Raw genomic sequence first — 17336 nt, forward strand, 5'->3', positions numbered from 1 at the left:
TTTTTAACACAAAAACGTTTAACTTCACTGTGGTTTTGCGCCTTTTTGATACACTGTAGTTAAATGGATTGAGGTTATTTAAATGAAAGATAAGTTTACCAGTGAGTTTTTAGCAAACACGGATGATGCACGTTCCGGGAAACTTGTAGATATACAACAGCGGCTTGATGAGTTACAGCAAAATGGTATGACAGCAACGGATATTAGAGCTGTGCTATTCAACAAGATGCTAGATGTTTATCAAGTACCAAGCGATCATTTTCTTCGTGAAATCGACACACCCGATAGAATTGATGACCCTAATATTCTGCTTAAACTCAAACAGCTTGGTTTTACAAAAAAACGTCGATATCAACTTCACTAATAGTTATTAGAAATTAGTGAATATTTTCAGAGGGCCTACCTCCCTCACTAAATAGGCTGTTTCTTGCCCGTCACAGCCTATTTTCTCTCCTTGTTTTACCGTATCATCTCCCTTTTATACAAATCTGAGAATAAGATGGATCCAGCACTACTCAAACGTGCCATAAATACAAAGATGCCCTTTGGCAAGTATGCAGGTCGACCATTGCTGCTCCTACCCGAGCCATATTTAGTGTGGTTTAAACAGCAGGGATTTCCTGAGGGTCAATTAGGGGCACAACTTGCGATGATATACGAAGTAAAACTCAATGGTCTTGAAAAAATGCTAATACCACTATTAGATGAAAAATAATTAAATTTTTTGAGAACTTTTATAAATTAGTATGGTCTATTACTTTGCTACTTGTTTATTTTTGGTTTTAACCTTTAAAAAGCGCCTCAGGCGCTTTTTTTATATCTGTGACATTTAGTCAAGGTAATAGCCAGTTACTTAAGTAAACATAGTTGTGGCAATAACCCCGCCTTTATAACAAGGTAACAATTACGTCATTAAGTTGTTCCCGGCCATTGTGGATTGGTATAAGGTTTTTGAGATTTATTTATCTTTAAATAATCGAATAACAAATTTCGCACCACCGAGCGTTGAGTCACACACCTGTAGTTGTCCTCGATGCCAGCTGACAATTTTAGCCACTATCGCAAGCCCCAACCCAAAACCCCCTGTTTTCTTATCACGGCTTTTATCTAATCGTGTAAAGGGCTTTAAGATGCTCTGCCATTCAGACTGAGCAATACCTGGGCCATCATCTTCAACTATTATTTGAACGGCATCTGGGTGTTCTTCAAGTATCAAATTTATTTTATGATGCGCATATTTTTGTGCATTACCGAGTAAGTTTTGAATGCAGCGCGCAATAAAATGCTCATCACAATTATAATAAAGCTGTGACGGCGCATTAACTGCAATATCAATGTCTGTAGCAAACTCAAGTTTATTTACCACACTATTAACTAATGCGGTTAAATCACAAGAATGGCTTTTTAAACTGGGTTGATGAGAGTCAAGTCGTGCATATTCGAGCATTTCAGAAACCAAGGCTTCAAGCTCAGCAATATCTGCCTGCATATTATCAATATAGATAAACGATTTCTCATTCTCAATTTGTTCCTCTAGCATCGCCACTGCAAACTTTAAGCGCGCAAGTGGTGTTCTAAATTCATGAGAAACAGACGAAGTTAGTTCTTGCTGCGCTGCTAAAAGATATTGAATACGTTCTTGCAACGCATTTAAGGTATCGGTAATAGGAAGAAAAAAGGATTTAGATGCATCTTGTAATTCAAAATCCTGTGCCCCACCCACAGCTTCACATGCAAGCGTTAACTTATTAAAGTCTCGCCAAAGTAAAAAGCTCCATAGCCCAACAGGTAAGCCAATCACAGTTAACAATAAAAAGTAAGGCCAAACGGAACTAAAGCTAGGGTTGGCTACAGATAAAGGGCCTATATGCAACAATTGCGCATCATTCAGTGCTACGTACCAAACTACACGCTGGTCATGATTAAACACATAGAGGTAATGCTTTTCATTGAGTTGCGTTTTCAGGTTTTCAGGAAGGGCAAGATCGCTACGATTGATTATCTCGCTATTAAACTCTTGCTTTAGTTTTGTTAAACCATCTTCTGTTTGACTGAGAAGCCAAAGTGATTTGCCAAATTCTTGATCAAGTGCAATATGTTGCTGTGTGTCTTCATAGGGCCATAACTGTTCTATGACCCCACTAACTAAAAACAGAGAAACTATTATATATAAATATAAGCTAGCAAATAGTTTCCCCATTAATAATTACATGTCCCATGCATCAGATACGAAAAGGTAACCTTGGCCCCAAACAGTTTTGATACGATATGGTTTGTCACTATTATCACCTAGTTTCTTGCGGATCCGAGATACGCGAACATCAACGGTACGGTCTAAGCCATCATACTGACGACCAATCATATGTTGATGAACATGTTCACGGCTTAACACTTCACCAGCATTTGAAGCGAGTAACCATAGTAACTCAAACTCATGAGATGTAAGTGTAATTTCGTTGCCTTTAAGTGTAACAATGCGACTGGTTTTATCAATGCTTAAATCACCAAACGTGAGCTCTTCAGGTGCTTTATTTGAAGCTTGGCCTCGGCGCAATAATGCATTAATGCGTGCAAGTAAAACACGCGGTTCTGCAGGTTTAATAACATAATCGTCAGCACCAAGTTCAAGCCCAATCACTTGGTCAAAATCTTCGCCTTTGGCGGTGAGCATTAAAATGGGTAGATTAAATTTATCACGTACTTGACGGCAAACACTAAAACCATCTTTGCCTGGTAACATGACATCTAATATCATTAAATCAACTGGGTTATTCTCTAAATAATCGAATACTTCATCGCCGCGTTCAAGGACCGCAACATCCAACCCATTATGCTGAAGGTAATCCTTGGTTAACTGCTGTAAGCCTAGATCATCTTCAACAAGTAAAATCTTTGCCATTGGTTGCTCCTGAATTAAAAAAAGCTCCACGGTGAGCGCAATCTTCGTCTCTTTGTTTTTGCTTCAGTGCTTTGCACTTCGACTTTTGCGGTTGCAATTTCGCTCCCCGTATGCGGATTGACTAAGGAGTATATTGTTTCAACCTGAACCCGCGCTTTATGGTTTAACACCCCTTTGCGAAGACCTTGCCAGCACTGTATCTGCTGCTCATTTTGGTATAAACACAGATCTTGAGGCTGCGCTATTTGCCAGCTAATTTTTAAATCAAGATCACAAAACTCATGCTGTTGTAGCACAACACACACTTTAGGTGAGATATCAAACTGAGTCGCTTGCGCATGGCTTGGGAACGGCCAAGTAACTACTGCAAACACACACAGACTAAAAACAAAATACTTCATATTAAAAAATATGATTGAATCCTATAAAAGCAGTCATTGAATACGTGTGTTCAAAAAGCGGACTGTCATCCACGGCTGAATAGTCATAATATGCTAAATGAAAACGAAGAGAGTTAGCCTCACTCAATGGCCAACGGGCGTCGATTTTAGCATAAGGTTGCCAACTACTGCCAACATCAATTTCCCCATATGAGGTCTCTTCAGCCGATAAACCATAAAAATAATCATTAAGGCCGGCTGATTTGTACCAAATACCGAGACTTGGTGCAACACTGAGGTTACCTACTTGATAATGAGACTGCCATTGCAGCGCACTTCGCATTCCATTGTAAACACCAGAAACATCCATTAGTGCTTGCACAGAAAAGACGTGGTTATTTTGAATGTAATGATAACTAAGACCTGCATCGAGCGCCCAACGTCGATGGCGAATATCATCAACAGATACTGTTTTACTGCTTAATTCATTGCTGCTTGTTGACTCGACTATAAAGCTACTAGATGAATTTAGCGCAAATACATTGCTTGGATGAAAATCGATAAAAAAGCGAGTTTCGGGGTTAAACTCAGTGACAACATTAAGCACATGAGAGTTACTCTCTAAAAGAGAATAACCTAATCGGCCATTGTCAAAAAACCACTTATCTGCATAGTAGGCAACTTCAGGGAGCAAAACTAAGGGTAAGTTATCGCCACCGTGTAATGGATTTGTAATAGCACCAATACCAGTATTAATACTGATATGCCATTGATTGGTTTCTATTTCTTGGTTTGCCTTGCGGCTTTCACGTTCAGTGCGAGTTGAATCATCAGCATACGCTTGATTCACTAACATGACAGTCAAAGCATATATCGCTGCGCACATCCTGATCGCTTGAGACTTCATTATTGTTGTTACGACCAAAAAGATTTTCTAATAACTGCATACTATCAAGATGTGAACAAACTGTCCTTGCTAGGTTACAACTATTCACAAATTTGATACAAATATCGATAAACTCTGTTTATGCTGGTTACTCTTCGATAATTTCGACGCGGTTTCGGCCATGTTCTTTAGCTAAATAAAGAGCCCTATCCGCAATTGCAATAAGTTGTTCTGGTTGACTATTTTTAGATTTAATCGCAACACCAAAGCTTGCAGTGACGTGTCTTAAGATAGTCTCAGATTTAGGGTCTTTGATCTGTAACTTAGTTATAGCTTGACGTAACTGTTGGGTAAAATTGGTCATATCACTGATTGTGGCAAAATGTGCTGTAAAACAGAACTCTTCTCCACCATAGCGGTATACTTGCCCGACACTCGAGACATGTTTTAATAATTTAGTTGCAACAGCGCGCAATGTTTGATCACCCTTTTGATGACCAAAAGTGTCGTTAAATGATTTGAAATGATCAATATCAACCATAACAAGTACGGCAACCCCAGAAATATCAGGTGCTTGGCAAAACTGAACCACATCTTCGTCAAACTTGCCTCTATTGAACAGCCCTGTCAGGGGATCTCTTTCAGCCTTACTTTGAGATTTAATGAGCTCTTGTTTTAATTCAGTGATCTCTGAGTAAGCATGCGCAAGTTGATTTTGAAAGTCCTGAGCACGATTTTGTAAGGCAGCAGATTTGTCACTCAAACGCTCAACACACAGAAGAACTTCATCAAAGCCACTCTCTTGGCTTATATCGGCCTCATTAAGTTTGTCACGACACTCTTTTAAAACCGAATCAAACTCTGCAGAATAAGTTAGTGCCTCGCTAATATCATGATGGACCTTACCAACAACATCACTAAATCCATCAGATAGCTGATAAAACAAAGCCATGTCATCATTTGAAAGGTATTTGTTAAACAAGTAATTGGCTTGCTCAGTACTGCAGGTATTATATTTATTGATAATAGTGTCTAATTCTTGACTGAGCTCGTGATTCTTTTCGCTAACATAGCAATACCACAGCGCATAATTGAGTGGCGTAATAGGTATTTTATACTTAACCATCAAAGGGATGGCTTGTTTTAAACAGTGACTTGAAAAACTTAAAGAATGTCCGGCTTGTGCTGACAGGGTCATAAATCTTTGCAATCCTGATATTATTATTTAGATTCACGTTAGCAATCGCTTAAAAAAAATCAATATAAAAACCGCTTGAAGTATAAAAAAACAGCATAAAACACGACATACTTTTTTCTAAACCAATACTAAATAACTAATATAAAATCCACCAAACCGCTCACTAACAACTACTTTTCAATTGTATCATCTTAAAATATTAGATTGCCTGTTGTGTCATTGATTGTGCAATACTCCAAATAGCGTTTAAAGCAGGATCGTGGCGCTCTTTGTTTAGCACTGCTAAACCTATTTCAAAGCCATCAATACTTTGCTCTGCATCACTAACTATCTGCACCTTGTCTTTTAATGGACTATTATCTAGAACGATTTTAGGAACCATAGCAATACCTAAACCTAAGCTCACCATAGAAACCATTGCTTCGTGCCCTGCCACCTGAGCATAAATACGGCCATGAATATTATTTTTTCGCCACCATTGCTCTAGGCGCTGCCTTGATAAACCTTGCTCAGCAACAATAAATTCTAAAGCAGACCAATCAATCTGCTCAGCACTTGCAAGCTTTTCGCTGATCGGACAGACAATTTTTGGTGCAATTAATACCAAAGGAGAATAACCAATACTGGTAAAAGCAATTTGCCCAGGTAATTTTGCTGGCTTTGCTGCGATTGCCATTGCTTCATGGCCATCTAATACTCGGTTAATAGCTAACGCGGGATCGCCGGTATTTAAGGTGATCTCTATATAAGGATGCTGCATGCGAAGCTGTTCTAATATTTGATGTAAAAAGCTATACGATGCAGTCACAGAGCAATATATGCTGACATTGCCATAAATATGTTGCTGGGGCTCTTGGACATTTGCTTTAAAACGATGCCAACTGGCCAATGTCGCATTAGCGTACTCAATAAAAGACTCACCTTCTCGTGTTAATTTTACAGAGCGGTTATCCCGATTAAATAACATCACTCCGACTTCTTCTTCGAGCTGTTTAATATTTCGACTTAACGTAGGCGCACTAATATGACAAAGCTCACTCGCTCTGGCGAAATGTAGCGTCTTAGCTAAAGCCAAAAAGTAATGTAGATGTTTGTGATCCATAAACCCACCATTTCATTTTATGAAACACTTTAATTCAAATATATCATTTTACGCAAGGCAAAAAATTGCATACTGTTAACTCACACAAGGGGCAACAGATTGGCTCTTTGTTTTCTAACAAATTAGTTTTTTATAGGACACTAACAATGGCGAATTATTTTAATACTCTTCCTTTAAGAGAGCAGTTAGCGCAATTAGCGCAGTGTGAATTTATGGATCCTTCAGAGTTCTCTGAAGGCGTTGATGCTTTAAAAGGAAAAAAACTCGTTATTGTCGGTTGTGGTGCTCAAGGCCTTAACCAAGGTTTGAACTTACGTGATTCAGGCTTAGATGTTTCTTATACATTACGTGAGTCAGCTATTGCCGAGCGTCGTCAATCATTCTTAAACGCAACTGAAAATGGCTTTACTGTTGGTACATACGAAGAACTTATTCCTACAGCAGATGTAGTACTAAACCTAACACCAGATAAACAACATACTTCTGTTGTTACTGCAATCATGCCTTTAATGAAGCAAGGCGCAACACTAGCATATTCACACGGTTTCAATATCGTTGAAGAAGGCATGCAAATTCGTGAAGACTTAACAGTTATCATGGTTGCACCAAAATGCCCTGGCTCTGAGGTTCGTGAAGAATACAAGCGTGGCTTTGGTGTACCTACTCTTATTGCTGTTCACCCTGAAAACGACCCTCAAGGTCATGGTCTTGCACAAGCTAAAGCATACGCTGTTGGCACCGGTGGTCATCGTGCAGGTGTATTAAAGTCATCATTCATTGCAGAAGTAAAATCTGACTTAATGGGCGAGCAAACAATTTTATGCGGTATGCTGCAAACAGGTTCACTACTTTGTTTTGATAAAATGGTCGAAAAAGGCATTGATCCAAGCTACGCATCTAAATTAATTCAATACGGTTGGGAAGTAATCACCGAAGCTCTTAAATACGGTGGCGTCACTAACATGCTTGACCGCCTGTCAAACCCAGCAAAAATAAAAGCGTTTGAACTAGCCGAAGAGCTAAAAACAATTATGCGTCCGCTTTATAACAAGCATATGGACGATATCATCAGCGGTGAGTTTTCTCGTGGCATGATGGCTGATTGGGCTGAAGACGATGCAAAATTACTTGCATGGCGTGCTGAAACAGCTGAAACAGCATTTGAAAAGCAACAAAATACAGATCAAGAAATCAACGAACAAACGTTCTTCGACCAAGGTATTTTAATGGTTGCAATGGTTAAGGCTGGTGTAGAGCTTGCGTTCGAAACCATGACTGCTGCAGGTATTATCGCAGAGTCAGCTTACTATGAGTCATTACACGAAACGCCGCTTATCGCAAATACCATTGCGCGTAAAAAGCTATTCGAAATGAACAGAACAATTTCAGATACAGCAGAATACGGCTGTTACCTATACAACCATGCGTGTTTACCGCTATTACAAGACTTTATGAAAAACATCGACACAGATGTAATTGGTAAAGGCTTAGATACAACAAGTAATCAAGTAGATAACCAAGCATTGATTGCTGTAAACAAAGCACTACGTGAGCACCCAGTTGAGGTAGTAGGTAGCAAGCTACGTGGTTATATGTCAGCAATGAAGAAAATTGTTTAACCCTGGAAAGTAAGTTTCGCTTGTTAGAAACCAAGCCCAATTGCTAATATGCTTTGGGCTTTTTTTTTGTTCCTACATTGATTCGTCATCTGCAAAGTGTATGCTAAAATTACTGACTTAAATGTTGTAAACTAAGACACTTTCATGGCGTTAAATCAACTCACCATTACTAAAAAGATAACACTGCTAGGCAGTGCAATTGCATTAATTGTTGCCGCTCTCATTGGCGCAACAGCTCTATACAGTGCAAAACAAATCATCGAACAACGAATGATTGAATCTGAGCTACCTAGCAAGCTGCAAGCAATTGATAATTATATTACTCACGATATAAATCAAATGATCAGCGCCGCTGAGCAACTCTCTAGTAACGAATTTGTATTAGAGTGGGCGCGTTCAGGCAATACTGATGATAAAACACTGCTAAAAGAGCTTAACCGCCTCGTTAAGCAATACGATTTAGCAACCGCTTCTTGGGCTAATCGTGAAACGGCACAATACTGGAATCAAGACGGTTTCTTGCGAGTTTTAACTAAAGATCAAGATGGTTGGTTTTTTGCGTTTACTAACACAACGCAGCCGTTTTCTATTAGTATCTATCAAGAATCACCAACTGATGTGAAAATGTTTGTAAACCACCAGCAAACCAATGGCATTGGTTTAGCTGGCCTTGCAAAAAGCATTGACGATATGCAAGCAATGCTAAAGCGCTTCCAAATCGAAGAAACAGGGTTTGTATTTTTAGCTGACAAAAATGGGTTAATCCAGCTGCATAAAGATGCTGGTAAAGTCGCGAAAGCAAAACTTGATAGTATCTACTCGCCGGGTATTACAAACACACTCTTAACAAACCAAGACTTCAACCTACAAGAAATCGAGCTTAATGGTGAAGCCACTTTAGTTGCTGCAAGTCCAATCAAAAATACAGATCTATTTGTTATCGCTCAGGTACCAAAACATGAAGTATTTTCGAGCATTCAAGTTTTACAATGGCAAATTATAAGCTTTGCTATTGTTATTGCACTGATAGCGAGCTTTGCAGGCTTATTATTAGCACGCACACTGTCATCTCCTCTTTCAAAAATGGCTGAACTGTTTACTCGTTTAGGCTCAGGTGATGCTAATTTAGCATACCGACTACCTGACTCAGAGCAGCCTGAACTTGCTAATTTATCAGCTGGTTTCAATCAATTTATTTCTAAGATAGAAACCGCTATCAGCCAAGTTGCACAAGAAAGTAGCGAAATAAGACAAAGTGCCTCTCATGTTTTTAAACAAGCGCAAAAGAACTCTGAAGCGCTTGATAATCAAAAAGAGCAAACTATTTCTGTTGCTGCTGCTATTAATGAAATGGGCGCTACCGTGCAAGAGATAGCCTCAAGTGCTGCAAATACTGCCAAGTTAACACAAAGCAGCAAAGATAATACTAAGCAAAGCCACACTCAGGTCACACAAAGTAAAGAAGCGATAATAGAACTGGCGACCGATATCGATAATATTACAGAGCAAGTGAATGAGCTGGCACATAAGACACAAGCCATTGCTAGTATCGTTGACTCAATCAGAGGTATTTCAGAGCAAACAAATTTACTGGCTCTTAATGCGGCTATTGAATCCGCACGAGCTGGTGAGCATGGCCGTGGTTTTGCTGTTGTGGCAGATGAAGTAAGAGCACTTGCAAACCGAACTTCACAATCAACAACTGAAATTCAAACCATGATCAGTGAACTAAGTAGTACCTCTGACTCAGTGGTAAATCATATAAATCACTCGAAATCACAGGCTCAGGTTAGCGTTGAAGCAATGCAAAGTTCAGTAGAATTACTCAATGCCATTAATGATGCAGCTAATGAAATCAATGATATGGCAACACTCATTGCGACCGCTACTGAAGAGCAAAGTAACGTGGTAGCTGATGTAGGCCGCAACATTGAGCAAATTAGTGATATCAGCGATACCGTGATGCGTGAGCAAATTGATACAGAGCAAGCGATTAAAGATTTAGCAAGTAGCGCACAAACCTTAGATGACCTTGTTGCTACATTTGATAAACGCTGACATGTTTTGTAACAGATAACACTGACCCTTTTTTATTCACGGCCTATACTTAAATAGTATTAGGCCATGAATTTAGAGGGTCAGATGAAAACAATTACCGTTGCTTTAATATCGAGTCTAAGTTTTTTAACCGCTTGCAATAGTACACAAACTAACTTAGTTCCCCCACCGCTGTCGTTAACACAAGCCAACGAATTCATTGTATCTGAGGTCGAAAGCCAAGAGCAGATATTTGCATTAACCCCTCAAATTAAAGAGCAGCTCAACACTGCCTTTCCTAAAGAAGCTCGAACGTTACAAAATGCCAAAAAGTTACTTTATTTTTTGCTTAAAAATGGAGACTCGTCACTTTCATATCAATCAGGTGCAACACTTACGGCAGGTCAAAGCTATGCCAATTTAAATGCAAACTGTTTATCGCTATCAATATTAGCCTACAGCTTAGCTGAGCACCTCGGACTCGAAGGGCAATTTCAACAAGTTCATATACCTGAATATTGGGCCCTCAATAACGGCTTTAATTTGCTAACAGGCCACATAAACTTAAAAGTAAAAGAAAGCAACAAAGCATCCGTAAATCATAAGGTGATTTACCCACAAGAACGGGCAATTATTATCGACTTTGATCCGAATAGTCGCCAAGAAGCATTTAGAACGACTAACATTAATAAAGCCCGAATCACCGCAATGTTCTACAACAACAAAGGTGTTTCAGCAATGCTGAAAAATGACTATGACCTTGCTTACAGTTATTATTTAGCTGCGATTAATGCGGACTATAAATACTCTGGTGCATGGGGAAATCTTGGGGTACTTTTTAGGCTTAACAATGATTTTCAGCGTGCAGAAACAGCGTATCAATATGCAATCACCTTAAACTCAGACAACAACACTGCTCTTGGCAATTTAGCTCGGCTTTATAATTTAACTGACAGAGTACAGCAAGGTCGCGAAATTTTAGCTATGCTCGACAAAAAACGCCAAGCAAACCCGTATTATCATATTTCGCTTGGCAATGATGCCTATACAACAAAACGCTATAGAGATGCTATCAAGCATTACAGAAAAGCCCGTGAGCTTGACCCAAAATTACATGATACCGATTTTGGTTTAGCACGAACTTATTATCAACTTGGCGATTTAAAACTGGCTAAAAAATATTTAACCATGGCTAACGATAAAGCTGACTTTGAGGAAGATAAAAAACGCTATGAAAGCAAGCTACGCGCGCTTCGTTCACATACTGCAAAACTGTCTTATCACGACTAGTTTAATTTACTTTTGCTGTTTTCAAGTCAATGCAAGCTCACAGAAACAGCTTGAACACGATATAGCGACTCTTACTTCAAACCAGTTTTATGGCCGAAAAACGAATACTGTTGGTGCTAAGCGGGCTGCAGAATATATTACCCAGCGATTTAGCGACCTTGGTTATCAAATTCAACGCCAAGACTTTCACTACTTGGGCACCTTTTACCAGCAACCCCAAGCTAGTAACATTATTGCCGTTCAGCCAAACAGCTGCCAATCGTGCAAATTAATCGTGTTAACCGCACATTACGATCACTTAGGTTTACAAGGCAGTCGTCTTTACCCTGGAGCTAATGATAATGCCAGTGGTGTTGCAGCCCTTCTTTATATAGCAGCCATTTTTGCTGAGAAAACATCCCCATATAAGCTTGTGTTTGTTGCTACAGATGCAGAAGAAAATGGCTTACATGGTAGTGATTACTTCGTTTCTACATTAAATCCTAGCGACGTAAAGCTGAAAATTAACTTAGACATGTTGGTGGTTAATCAGCACAAACCGCGTATGATCGCATTTTTAAATCATCAATCGCAGTACAAAAACGCCATAAACTCACTGTCTGACGAGAAAATACGGTTTATAGCAACAAGTTCTTCGCACTATTTAAACCGTTTGTTTGATTTAAAAGTTAACTGGCTTAAGGCAAGTGACCACTACTCTTTTGCTAAAGCTGACATTCCTTATATTTACTTTGGTATGGGTCATGATAAGCACCATCATCAAAGCACTGATACGATTGCACACATCAATTTCGATTTATATGAACACGCTATTCAAAAAATAGCTGAATTTATGGAAAAGCTAACCGACTAACTTAGTAGGTAATTTAGATGTGGCTACAAACTGTATTTTTTGCGCCTTAGTGAGCTTTTTTACGCGACACTCCAATTTACTTGCCTCACTGCGACTACCCACTTGCTGTTGGTAAATTAATTTAAGCGGCCCTTTGCCTTTTAAATTTTTCGCACCTTTGCCAGCTTGGTGGGCTTCAAAACGTTTTTGCACATTGGTACTGATCCCCGTATACCAATGCCCTAAACGAGTCTGAACAATATACAAATGCCATGAAGCATCTGAGTTATCGCTGTTTTTTATTGGATCGGGTAAACTTTCTGTATTATCTGTGGTCAAATTTATGCCTCGTGATTGTTAATCGCATTTCAGTAAAAACAATTACTGAAAAGGGTTTTACCTTCTGTGACTAATCGGTATCATGCAGTGTATAAAAAATAAGGATTCAAACAAATAATGCAGTCGTTTAAAACTTTTTCTTTTTGGTTAGTACTTACCCTTACTTTAAGTGCTACAGCAGGGTGTTCAAGCTGGGTTTACCGTATCAATATTCCACAAGGTAACTTTTTAGAACAATCTGACGTTGATAAACTTCGCGTCAATATGACACGCGAACAAGTTCTTTATGTACTTGGTAAACCAGTAGCTGAAGATTCATTCGACAATAATACATGGCATTATCTTTATGTATTTAATATTGGTCGTAGTAACGAACAGCGTAAATCACTAACGCTTAACTTTGAAAACGATAAACTGGTTTCACTTTCAGGTGATTATGAACAGCCAAGTGAATTCAATACACCGCTCGAGCAAGAGTAACGAATCACACTTAACAAAAAGGGTAGCTTAGCTACCCTTTTTGTTATGCTTTATTTAAAGGGCGACCGCCCGTTACTTTGTTTGCTCGGCCTTCTTCTTTTGCTTTTTCTGCTCGGCGTCTGCGTGCATCTTTTGGATCTGCAATTAATGGGCGATAAATCTCTATTCTGTCGCCATCCTTAACCTGCTGATTTAATTTGCAGGTTCGATTCCAGATCCCTAATGTTAAATTGTTAGCATCGATTTCAGGACATTTGTCAAAAATACCTGACTTTATCACCGCCTGCTCTGCACTAGTCCCTACTGGTACTTCAACAAGTAAACTTGTCGCTGTGGTAGGTAGCGCATATACAACTTCAACAGTAATCATGTGCGTGCTCCGTAAACAGTTTTCGCGCGCTGAGTAAACGCATTCACCATATTTTTAGCAACTTCGTTAAATATTTTACCAAAAGCAAGCTCAATTAGTTTACTGGCAAATTCAAACTCTAAATGTAAGTGCACTTTGCATGCTTGCTCATCTAGAGGTAAAAACTGCCATTTACCCTGTAGCTTTTTAAACGGCCCATCCACTAAGCGTAGCGTAACCGTTTGCTCATCAATAAAGGTATTTTCGGTGGTGAACCACTTTTTCAAACCTGCTTTCGAGATCTCTAAGCTTGCTGTCATGCCGCTGGTTTGTTGTGCAATTATCTTCGCATCAGAGCAATGCGGCAAAAACTCTGGGTACGCATCTACATCGTTCACAAGATCAAACATTTCTTTACTGCTGTACATTACCAGCGCACTTTTTTCTATCTGCGGCATATTCACTCCCAACTGTGTCGGCGAATTTTAGCAAGCTTTGGCTATTTCCCCAAATTTTAGTAGCGTGAAAATTTATGCAAAGCCTTAAAAAAGCGATGTAAAAACGCTGTTTTTACGTATAATATGAGCCACTATGGCTAAGAAAAAATCATCTAAATCGACAAGTAATACCATCGCGCTTAACAAAAAAGCGCGCCATGAGTATTTTTTACACGATAAGTTCGAAGCAGGGGTTGAACTACAGGGCTGGGAAGTAAAAAGTATCCGAGCTGGTAAAGTAAACATCTCTGAGACTTATATTCATATTAAAAACGGCGAAGCATTTTTACTTGGCAGTCAAATTCAGCCACTCAATAGTGCTTCTACTCACGTGATTTGCGATCCTCTTCGTTATCGTAAGTTACTTTTAAATAAGCGTGAAATCGATCGTCTTATCGGTGCCACAGAACGCGATGGGTTTTCTTTAATCGCAACTGCAATGTACTGGAAAAAATGCTGGGTGAAGTTGGAGTTCCACCTTGCTAAAGGTAAAAAGATGCACGACAAACGCGAAGACGGAAAAAACAAAGATTGGGCGCGTGAAAAAGAACGCCTAATGAAACATAAAGCATAATTCTGCTCTTTGAGCCTAACTTAAGGTTAGGCTCTTATCCCTTATAAACTCTCGCTTTTTACAAATAAATCAATACCCTTTCTAAAAACCCATACTTTTTTGCTATTTCAAACAATATCATTTACATGATATCAATCTTTACTGTGATATTTTCACAATACTTTCACAATTAAACAAGGATTGAAATTTATGAAGAACACCCACCGCTTTATACAGCGACCTCTCTATGCATTTACAATTGCAGCGTTAAGTGGCACAAGTTTTATGTCTGTTGCCGCACAATCAGATGGAGCTGAAAAGGTCGAGCGTATTGAAGTTACAGGTTCTCGCATTAAGCGCTCTGATATTGAAGGCCCTTCACCGGTACAATCTATTAGTCGTGCTGATATCGACAATATGGGTTACGACAATCTACAGCAACTATTGGAGCGTATGCCAGTTGCAGGTAATGGAACTTTCTCTACGCGCGGTAATAACCAAGACTCAACAGCAAATGGTGCCGCTGCAGTGAGTCTTCGTGGCTTAGGTTCAGATGCAACACTGGTACTAATTAATGGCCGCCGTGTATCTATTAGTGCCTTTGCAGAAAGCATTACCAATTCATTTGTTGATATCAACTCAATCCCAGTCTCTGCTATTGAGCGTATCGATATTTTAAAGGATGGCGCATCAGCAATTTATGGTTCTGATGCAGTTGCAGGTGTAGTTAATATCATCTTAAAGAAAGATATTAATGGTCTGGAAGTAAACCTAGGTTACGGCGGTACTGATGGTCCTAACTACGAAGAAAAAACGGCAAGCCTAGTTTGGGGTACGAGTACTGAAAAAAGCAGTGCGTCAATCATTATTGACTACTTTAACAACACAGCGCTGTCTTCTGATGAAATGGGTCGCTTAGGTACTGCAAATCAAGAACCTTATGGCGGCATGGATTTTCGTTCATCGCGTGGCTTCCCTGGCTACTTTTACGTAGATGGCGAAAAAACAATTGACCCTGCATGCCCGGCAGAAAATGCCACAGCAAGTGGGAGCTGTTTATTTGACTACGGTCCATTTGGTTATGTAACTCCGGCGTCAGAGCGTGTTGGTGCTATATCACAGTTTGAATACAACTTTGATAACGGTATTTCAGCTTTCTTAGAAGTGGCTGTACAACATAATACATCGCAAGCAGCTGGTGCCCCTACCCCTCTTGATGAAGATGCAGGCTTAACAGTGCCAGCAAGTCATCCAAATAACCCATTTGGCCAAGATATCGAGATTGGTCGCTACAGAACGGTAGATGCAGGCCCTCGTCAATGGGACATTGAGTCAGATACGTTACGTTTTGTTGCTGGTTTAAGAGGTGAGATCAGTGACTGGAGCTGGGAAGCGGCAGTTCAAAAAGGCCGTAGTAAATCAATGCAAACAGGTGATAGAAGCCAAGGTTGGGTGCGCACTGATTTCTTACAACAAGAAATTGACGCAGGTAACTATAACCCATTCGGTGGCACCTATAATGACCAAGCAGTTATTGATCGTATTACCACAAGCTTAGTTCGCCGCGGCGAATCTCACATGACATCATTTGATGCAAATATCAGTGGTGAAGCATTTAGCTTTGGCGATGATGTAGTGATGATGGCTGCAGGTATTGAATACCGTGAAGAAGATGTGAGCGATATTCCAGATGACCAATTCCAACGCGGGTTAATCTTTGGTACTGAGTCTGTATCAGCTGCAGCAGAGCGCGATCAGTATGCTGCTTATATTGAGTTTTCAATTCCGTTAGCAGAAAACTTAGAGCTGCAATTAGCAGGTCGTTACGATGATTACAGTGACTTTGGTTCAACAACAAACCCTAAAGTAGCTGTGCGCTGGGCACCAACAGATTCAATTACTGTGCGTGGTTCTTGGGCTCAAGGTTTCCGTGCTCCTTCACTGGCACAGATTGGTTTAGGTCCATCTGAAGAAAGTCAGTTCTTTGTAGATACTTATCGTTGTCAGGCAACGGGACAGGATTGTAATGCTCTAGATTACAATATCCAATTTGCGGGTAACCCGAACCTTGAAGCTGAAGAATCAGAGTCATGGAACGTGGGCTTCATTTGGGCACCAACCGCTGAGTTTGGCTTTGGAATCGATGTATGGAGCATTACACAAGATAATAAGATAGACGAACAAGAGTTCGGCCCTATCTATGATAACAACTGTAACGATCAAAACAGCACTGTGTGTGTGCGTTTGGCACCACAAAATGGTCAAAGTTTAGGTGTAATCCAAAAAGTTTACAGCACCTTTGAAAACGTTTCATCGCAAGAAGTATCGGGTGTTGATGTGTCGGCAAACTACACTCATGCTATGAACGATTACGGCTTCTTAAAATTCAATTTAGAATGGGCATACCAAAACGAATTTAAAAAAGATGGTCGCGATTACACAGGCGAGTACCGTTATCCTGAAAACCGTTGGATTTTCTCAACAAATTGGGAAATGGGTGACTTCAATACCAATGTGAACGTTAGCTACACAGGCGAGTTTGAAGATACACCAGACATCGACTTTGATGGAAACTTAGACTTTGATAGCAACACATCACGTATGGTTGATTCGCAAACACTGGTTGATTTACAAACTGCGTATAACTTTTCAGATAAAATCAAACTATCTGTGGGTGTGAATAACGTGTTTGATGAAGATCCTCCGTTCGCAATCGGCGATGGTGATGGCGACTTATATGGCTATGTATCGAGCGTACATAACCCACGTGGTCGTTATTTCTATACTAAGCTAACAATGCGCTTTAATTAATCTCGTTGAGCTTAAAAACAAAAACCCGCCAATTGGCGGGTTTTTTAATTCGCTAACAAAGGCC

At 39.7% G+C, this 17336-nt stretch carries 18 protein-coding genes; 9 read left to right on the forward strand and 9 right to left on the reverse strand.

Features of this window, described 5'->3' with window-relative positions; all coding sequences use genetic code 11:
• Positions 1-82: 82 nt before the first annotated feature.
• Both L1264_RS02330 and L1264_RS02335 read left to right on the forward strand, forming a co-directional pair.
• Positions 83-364, forward strand: a complete 282-nt coding sequence (locus L1264_RS02330; RefSeq protein WP_135924067.1) for a hypothetical protein — start codon at positions 83-85, stop codon at positions 362-364.
• A gap of 135 nt (positions 365-499) precedes the next feature.
• Positions 500-715 (forward strand): DUF3820 family protein, encoded by a 216-nt coding sequence (locus L1264_RS02335; RefSeq protein WP_199525935.1) that lies wholly within the window; start codon positions 500-502, stop codon positions 713-715.
• A 243-nt stretch (positions 716-958) separates the two neighbouring features.
• On the opposite strand, the gene L1264_RS02340 is transcribed toward L1264_RS02335, so the two are convergent.
• From L1264_RS02340 to ilvY, 6 genes are all read right to left on the reverse strand, one after another.
• Complete coding sequence (locus L1264_RS02340) at positions 959-2200, reverse strand: ATP-binding protein (protein ID WP_138556979.1); 1242 nt, start codon at positions 2198-2200, stop codon at positions 959-961.
• Positions 2201-2206: 6 nt separating this feature from the next.
• Positions 2207-2899: a response regulator gene (locus L1264_RS02345; protein WP_135924064.1), complete on the reverse strand. Its 693-nt coding sequence runs from the start codon at positions 2897-2899 to the stop codon at positions 2207-2209.
• Positions 2900-2913: 14 nt separating this feature from the next.
• On the reverse strand, positions 2914-3300 hold the full coding sequence (locus L1264_RS02350; protein ID WP_135924063.1) for a DUF3019 domain-containing protein: 387 nt from the start codon (positions 3298-3300) through the stop codon (positions 2914-2916).
• A gap of 1 nt (position 3301) precedes the next feature.
• Positions 3302-4135, reverse strand: a complete 834-nt coding sequence (locus tag L1264_RS02355) for a MipA/OmpV family protein (RefSeq protein WP_199525933.1) — start codon at positions 4133-4135, stop codon at positions 3302-3304.
• A 178-nt stretch (positions 4136-4313) separates the two neighbouring features.
• On the reverse strand, positions 4314-5363 hold the full coding sequence (locus L1264_RS02360) for a GGDEF domain-containing protein (RefSeq protein ID WP_135924061.1): 1050 nt from the start codon (positions 5361-5363) through the stop codon (positions 4314-4316).
• Positions 5364-5562: 199 nt separating this feature from the next.
• On the reverse strand, positions 5563-6465 hold the full coding sequence (gene ilvY, locus L1264_RS02365) for an HTH-type transcriptional activator IlvY (RefSeq protein ID WP_199525931.1): 903 nt from the start codon (positions 6463-6465) through the stop codon (positions 5563-5565).
• A 146-nt stretch (positions 6466-6611) separates the two neighbouring features.
• Here ilvY and ilvC point away from each other — a divergent pair, with 146 nt between their 5' ends.
• The 4 genes from ilvC to L1264_RS02385 all read left to right on the forward strand — a co-directional run bounded on the left by ilvC (position 6612) and on the right by L1264_RS02385 (position 12264).
• Positions 6612-8084, forward strand: a complete 1473-nt coding sequence (gene ilvC / locus L1264_RS02370; protein ID WP_135924059.1) for a ketol-acid reductoisomerase — start codon at positions 6612-6614, stop codon at positions 8082-8084.
• 144 nt (positions 8085-8228) lie between these two features.
• Positions 8229-10142, forward strand: coding sequence for a methyl-accepting chemotaxis protein (locus tag L1264_RS02375; RefSeq protein WP_199525930.1), 1914 nt, complete (start codon positions 8229-8231; stop codon positions 10140-10142).
• Positions 10143-10226: 84 nt separating this feature from the next.
• Positions 10227-11411 carry a tetratricopeptide repeat protein gene (locus L1264_RS02380; protein WP_235403608.1) on the forward strand — a complete coding sequence of 395 codons (1185 nt, stop codon included), beginning with the start codon at positions 10227-10229 and terminating at the stop codon, positions 11409-11411.
• A complete protein-coding gene (locus L1264_RS02385; RefSeq protein ID WP_235403610.1) occupies positions 11353-12264 on the forward strand; it encodes a M28 family peptidase in 912 nt (303 codons plus the stop codon). Before L1264_RS02380 ends, L1264_RS02385 begins: the two co-directional genes overlap by 59 nt.
• Here the strand turns inward: L1264_RS02385 and L1264_RS02390 are convergent.
• Entirely contained in the window at positions 12253-12582 is a 330-nt protein-coding gene (locus L1264_RS02390; protein WP_199525924.1) for a GIY-YIG nuclease family protein, read from the reverse strand. The two genes, L1264_RS02385 and L1264_RS02390, sit on opposite strands and share 12 nt — an antisense overlap.
• Before the next feature lie 117 nt (positions 12583-12699).
• Here L1264_RS02390 and L1264_RS02395 point away from each other — a divergent pair, with 117 nt between their 5' ends.
• Complete coding sequence (locus tag L1264_RS02395; RefSeq protein WP_135924054.1) at positions 12700-13062, forward strand: outer membrane protein assembly factor BamE; 363 nt, start codon at positions 12700-12702, stop codon at positions 13060-13062.
• Positions 13063-13105: 43 nt separating this feature from the next.
• Here L1264_RS02395 and L1264_RS02400 read toward each other — a convergent pair whose 3' ends face one another.
• Both L1264_RS02400 and L1264_RS02405 read right to left on the reverse strand, forming a co-directional pair.
• Entirely contained in the window at positions 13106-13432 is a 327-nt protein-coding gene (locus tag L1264_RS02400) for an RnfH family protein (RefSeq protein ID WP_135924053.1), read from the reverse strand.
• A complete protein-coding gene (locus L1264_RS02405; protein ID WP_135924052.1) occupies positions 13429-13869 on the reverse strand; it encodes a type II toxin-antitoxin system RatA family toxin in 441 nt (146 codons plus the stop codon). The genes L1264_RS02400 and L1264_RS02405 overlap by 4 nt, the downstream gene beginning before the upstream one ends.
• A gap of 133 nt (positions 13870-14002) precedes the next feature.
• Here L1264_RS02405 and smpB point away from each other — a divergent pair, with 133 nt between their 5' ends.
• A complete protein-coding gene (gene smpB / locus L1264_RS02410; protein WP_063700124.1) occupies positions 14003-14482 on the forward strand; it encodes an SsrA-binding protein SmpB in 480 nt (159 codons plus the stop codon).
• A gap of 264 nt (positions 14483-14746) precedes the next feature.
• Entirely contained in the window at positions 14747-17272 is a 2526-nt protein-coding gene (locus tag L1264_RS02415) for a TonB-dependent receptor (RefSeq protein WP_425343233.1), read from the forward strand.
• Positions 17273-17336 lie beyond the last annotated feature (64 nt).

The organism is Pseudoalteromonas sp. APAL1 (assembly GCF_021532475.1).
In the GTDB taxonomy this organism is placed as follows: domain Bacteria; phylum Pseudomonadota; class Gammaproteobacteria; order Enterobacterales; family Alteromonadaceae; genus Pseudoalteromonas; species Pseudoalteromonas lipolytica_C.

What these genes read in the sequence shown, in the direction of transcription:
- L1264_RS02330 (WP_135924067.1), top strand. Translation starts at nt 83, where the DNA reads ATGAAAGATAAGTTTACCAGTGAGTTTTTAGCAAACACGGATGATGCA.
- L1264_RS02335 (WP_199525935.1), top strand. Translation starts at nt 500, where the DNA reads ATGGATCCAGCACTACTCAAACGTGCCATAAATACAAAGATGCCCTTT.
- L1264_RS02340 (WP_138556979.1), bottom strand. Translation starts at nt 2,200, where the DNA reads ATGGGGAAACTATTTGCTAGCTTATATTTATATATAATAGTTTCTCTG.
- L1264_RS02345 (WP_135924064.1), bottom strand. Translation starts at nt 2,899, where the DNA reads ATGGCAAAGATTTTACTTGTTGAAGATGATCTAGGCTTACAGCAGTTA.
- L1264_RS02350 (WP_135924063.1), bottom strand. Translation starts at nt 3,300, where the DNA reads ATGAAGTATTTTGTTTTTAGTCTGTGTGTGTTTGCAGTAGTTACTTGG.
- L1264_RS02355 (WP_199525933.1), bottom strand. Translation starts at nt 4,135, where the DNA reads ATGTTAGTGAATCAAGCGTATGCTGATGATTCAACTCGCACTGAACGT.
- L1264_RS02360 (WP_135924061.1), bottom strand. Translation starts at nt 5,363, where the DNA reads ATGACCCTGTCAGCACAAGCCGGACATTCTTTAAGTTTTTCAAGTCAC.
- ilvY (WP_199525931.1), bottom strand. Translation starts at nt 6,465, where the DNA reads ATGGATCACAAACATCTACATTACTTTTTGGCTTTAGCTAAGACGCTA.
- ilvC (WP_135924059.1), top strand. Translation starts at nt 6,612, where the DNA reads ATGGCGAATTATTTTAATACTCTTCCTTTAAGAGAGCAGTTAGCGCAA.
- L1264_RS02375 (WP_199525930.1), top strand. Translation starts at nt 8,229, where the DNA reads ATGGCGTTAAATCAACTCACCATTACTAAAAAGATAACACTGCTAGGC.
- L1264_RS02380 (WP_235403608.1), top strand. Translation starts at nt 10,227, where the DNA reads ATGAAAACAATTACCGTTGCTTTAATATCGAGTCTAAGTTTTTTAACC.
- L1264_RS02385 (WP_235403610.1), top strand. Translation starts at nt 11,353, where the DNA reads ATGAAAGCAAGCTACGCGCGCTTCGTTCACATACTGCAAAACTGTCTT.
- L1264_RS02395 (WP_135924054.1), top strand. Translation starts at nt 12,700, where the DNA reads ATGCAGTCGTTTAAAACTTTTTCTTTTTGGTTAGTACTTACCCTTACT.
- L1264_RS02400 (WP_135924053.1), bottom strand. Translation starts at nt 13,432, where the DNA reads ATGATTACTGTTGAAGTTGTATATGCGCTACCTACCACAGCGACAAGT.
- L1264_RS02405 (WP_135924052.1), bottom strand. Translation starts at nt 13,869, where the DNA reads ATGCCGCAGATAGAAAAAAGTGCGCTGGTAATGTACAGCAGTAAAGAA.
- smpB (WP_063700124.1), top strand. Translation starts at nt 14,003, where the DNA reads ATGGCTAAGAAAAAATCATCTAAATCGACAAGTAATACCATCGCGCTT.
- L1264_RS02415 (WP_425343233.1), top strand. Translation starts at nt 14,747, where the DNA reads ATGTCTGTTGCCGCACAATCAGATGGAGCTGAAAAGGTCGAGCGTATT.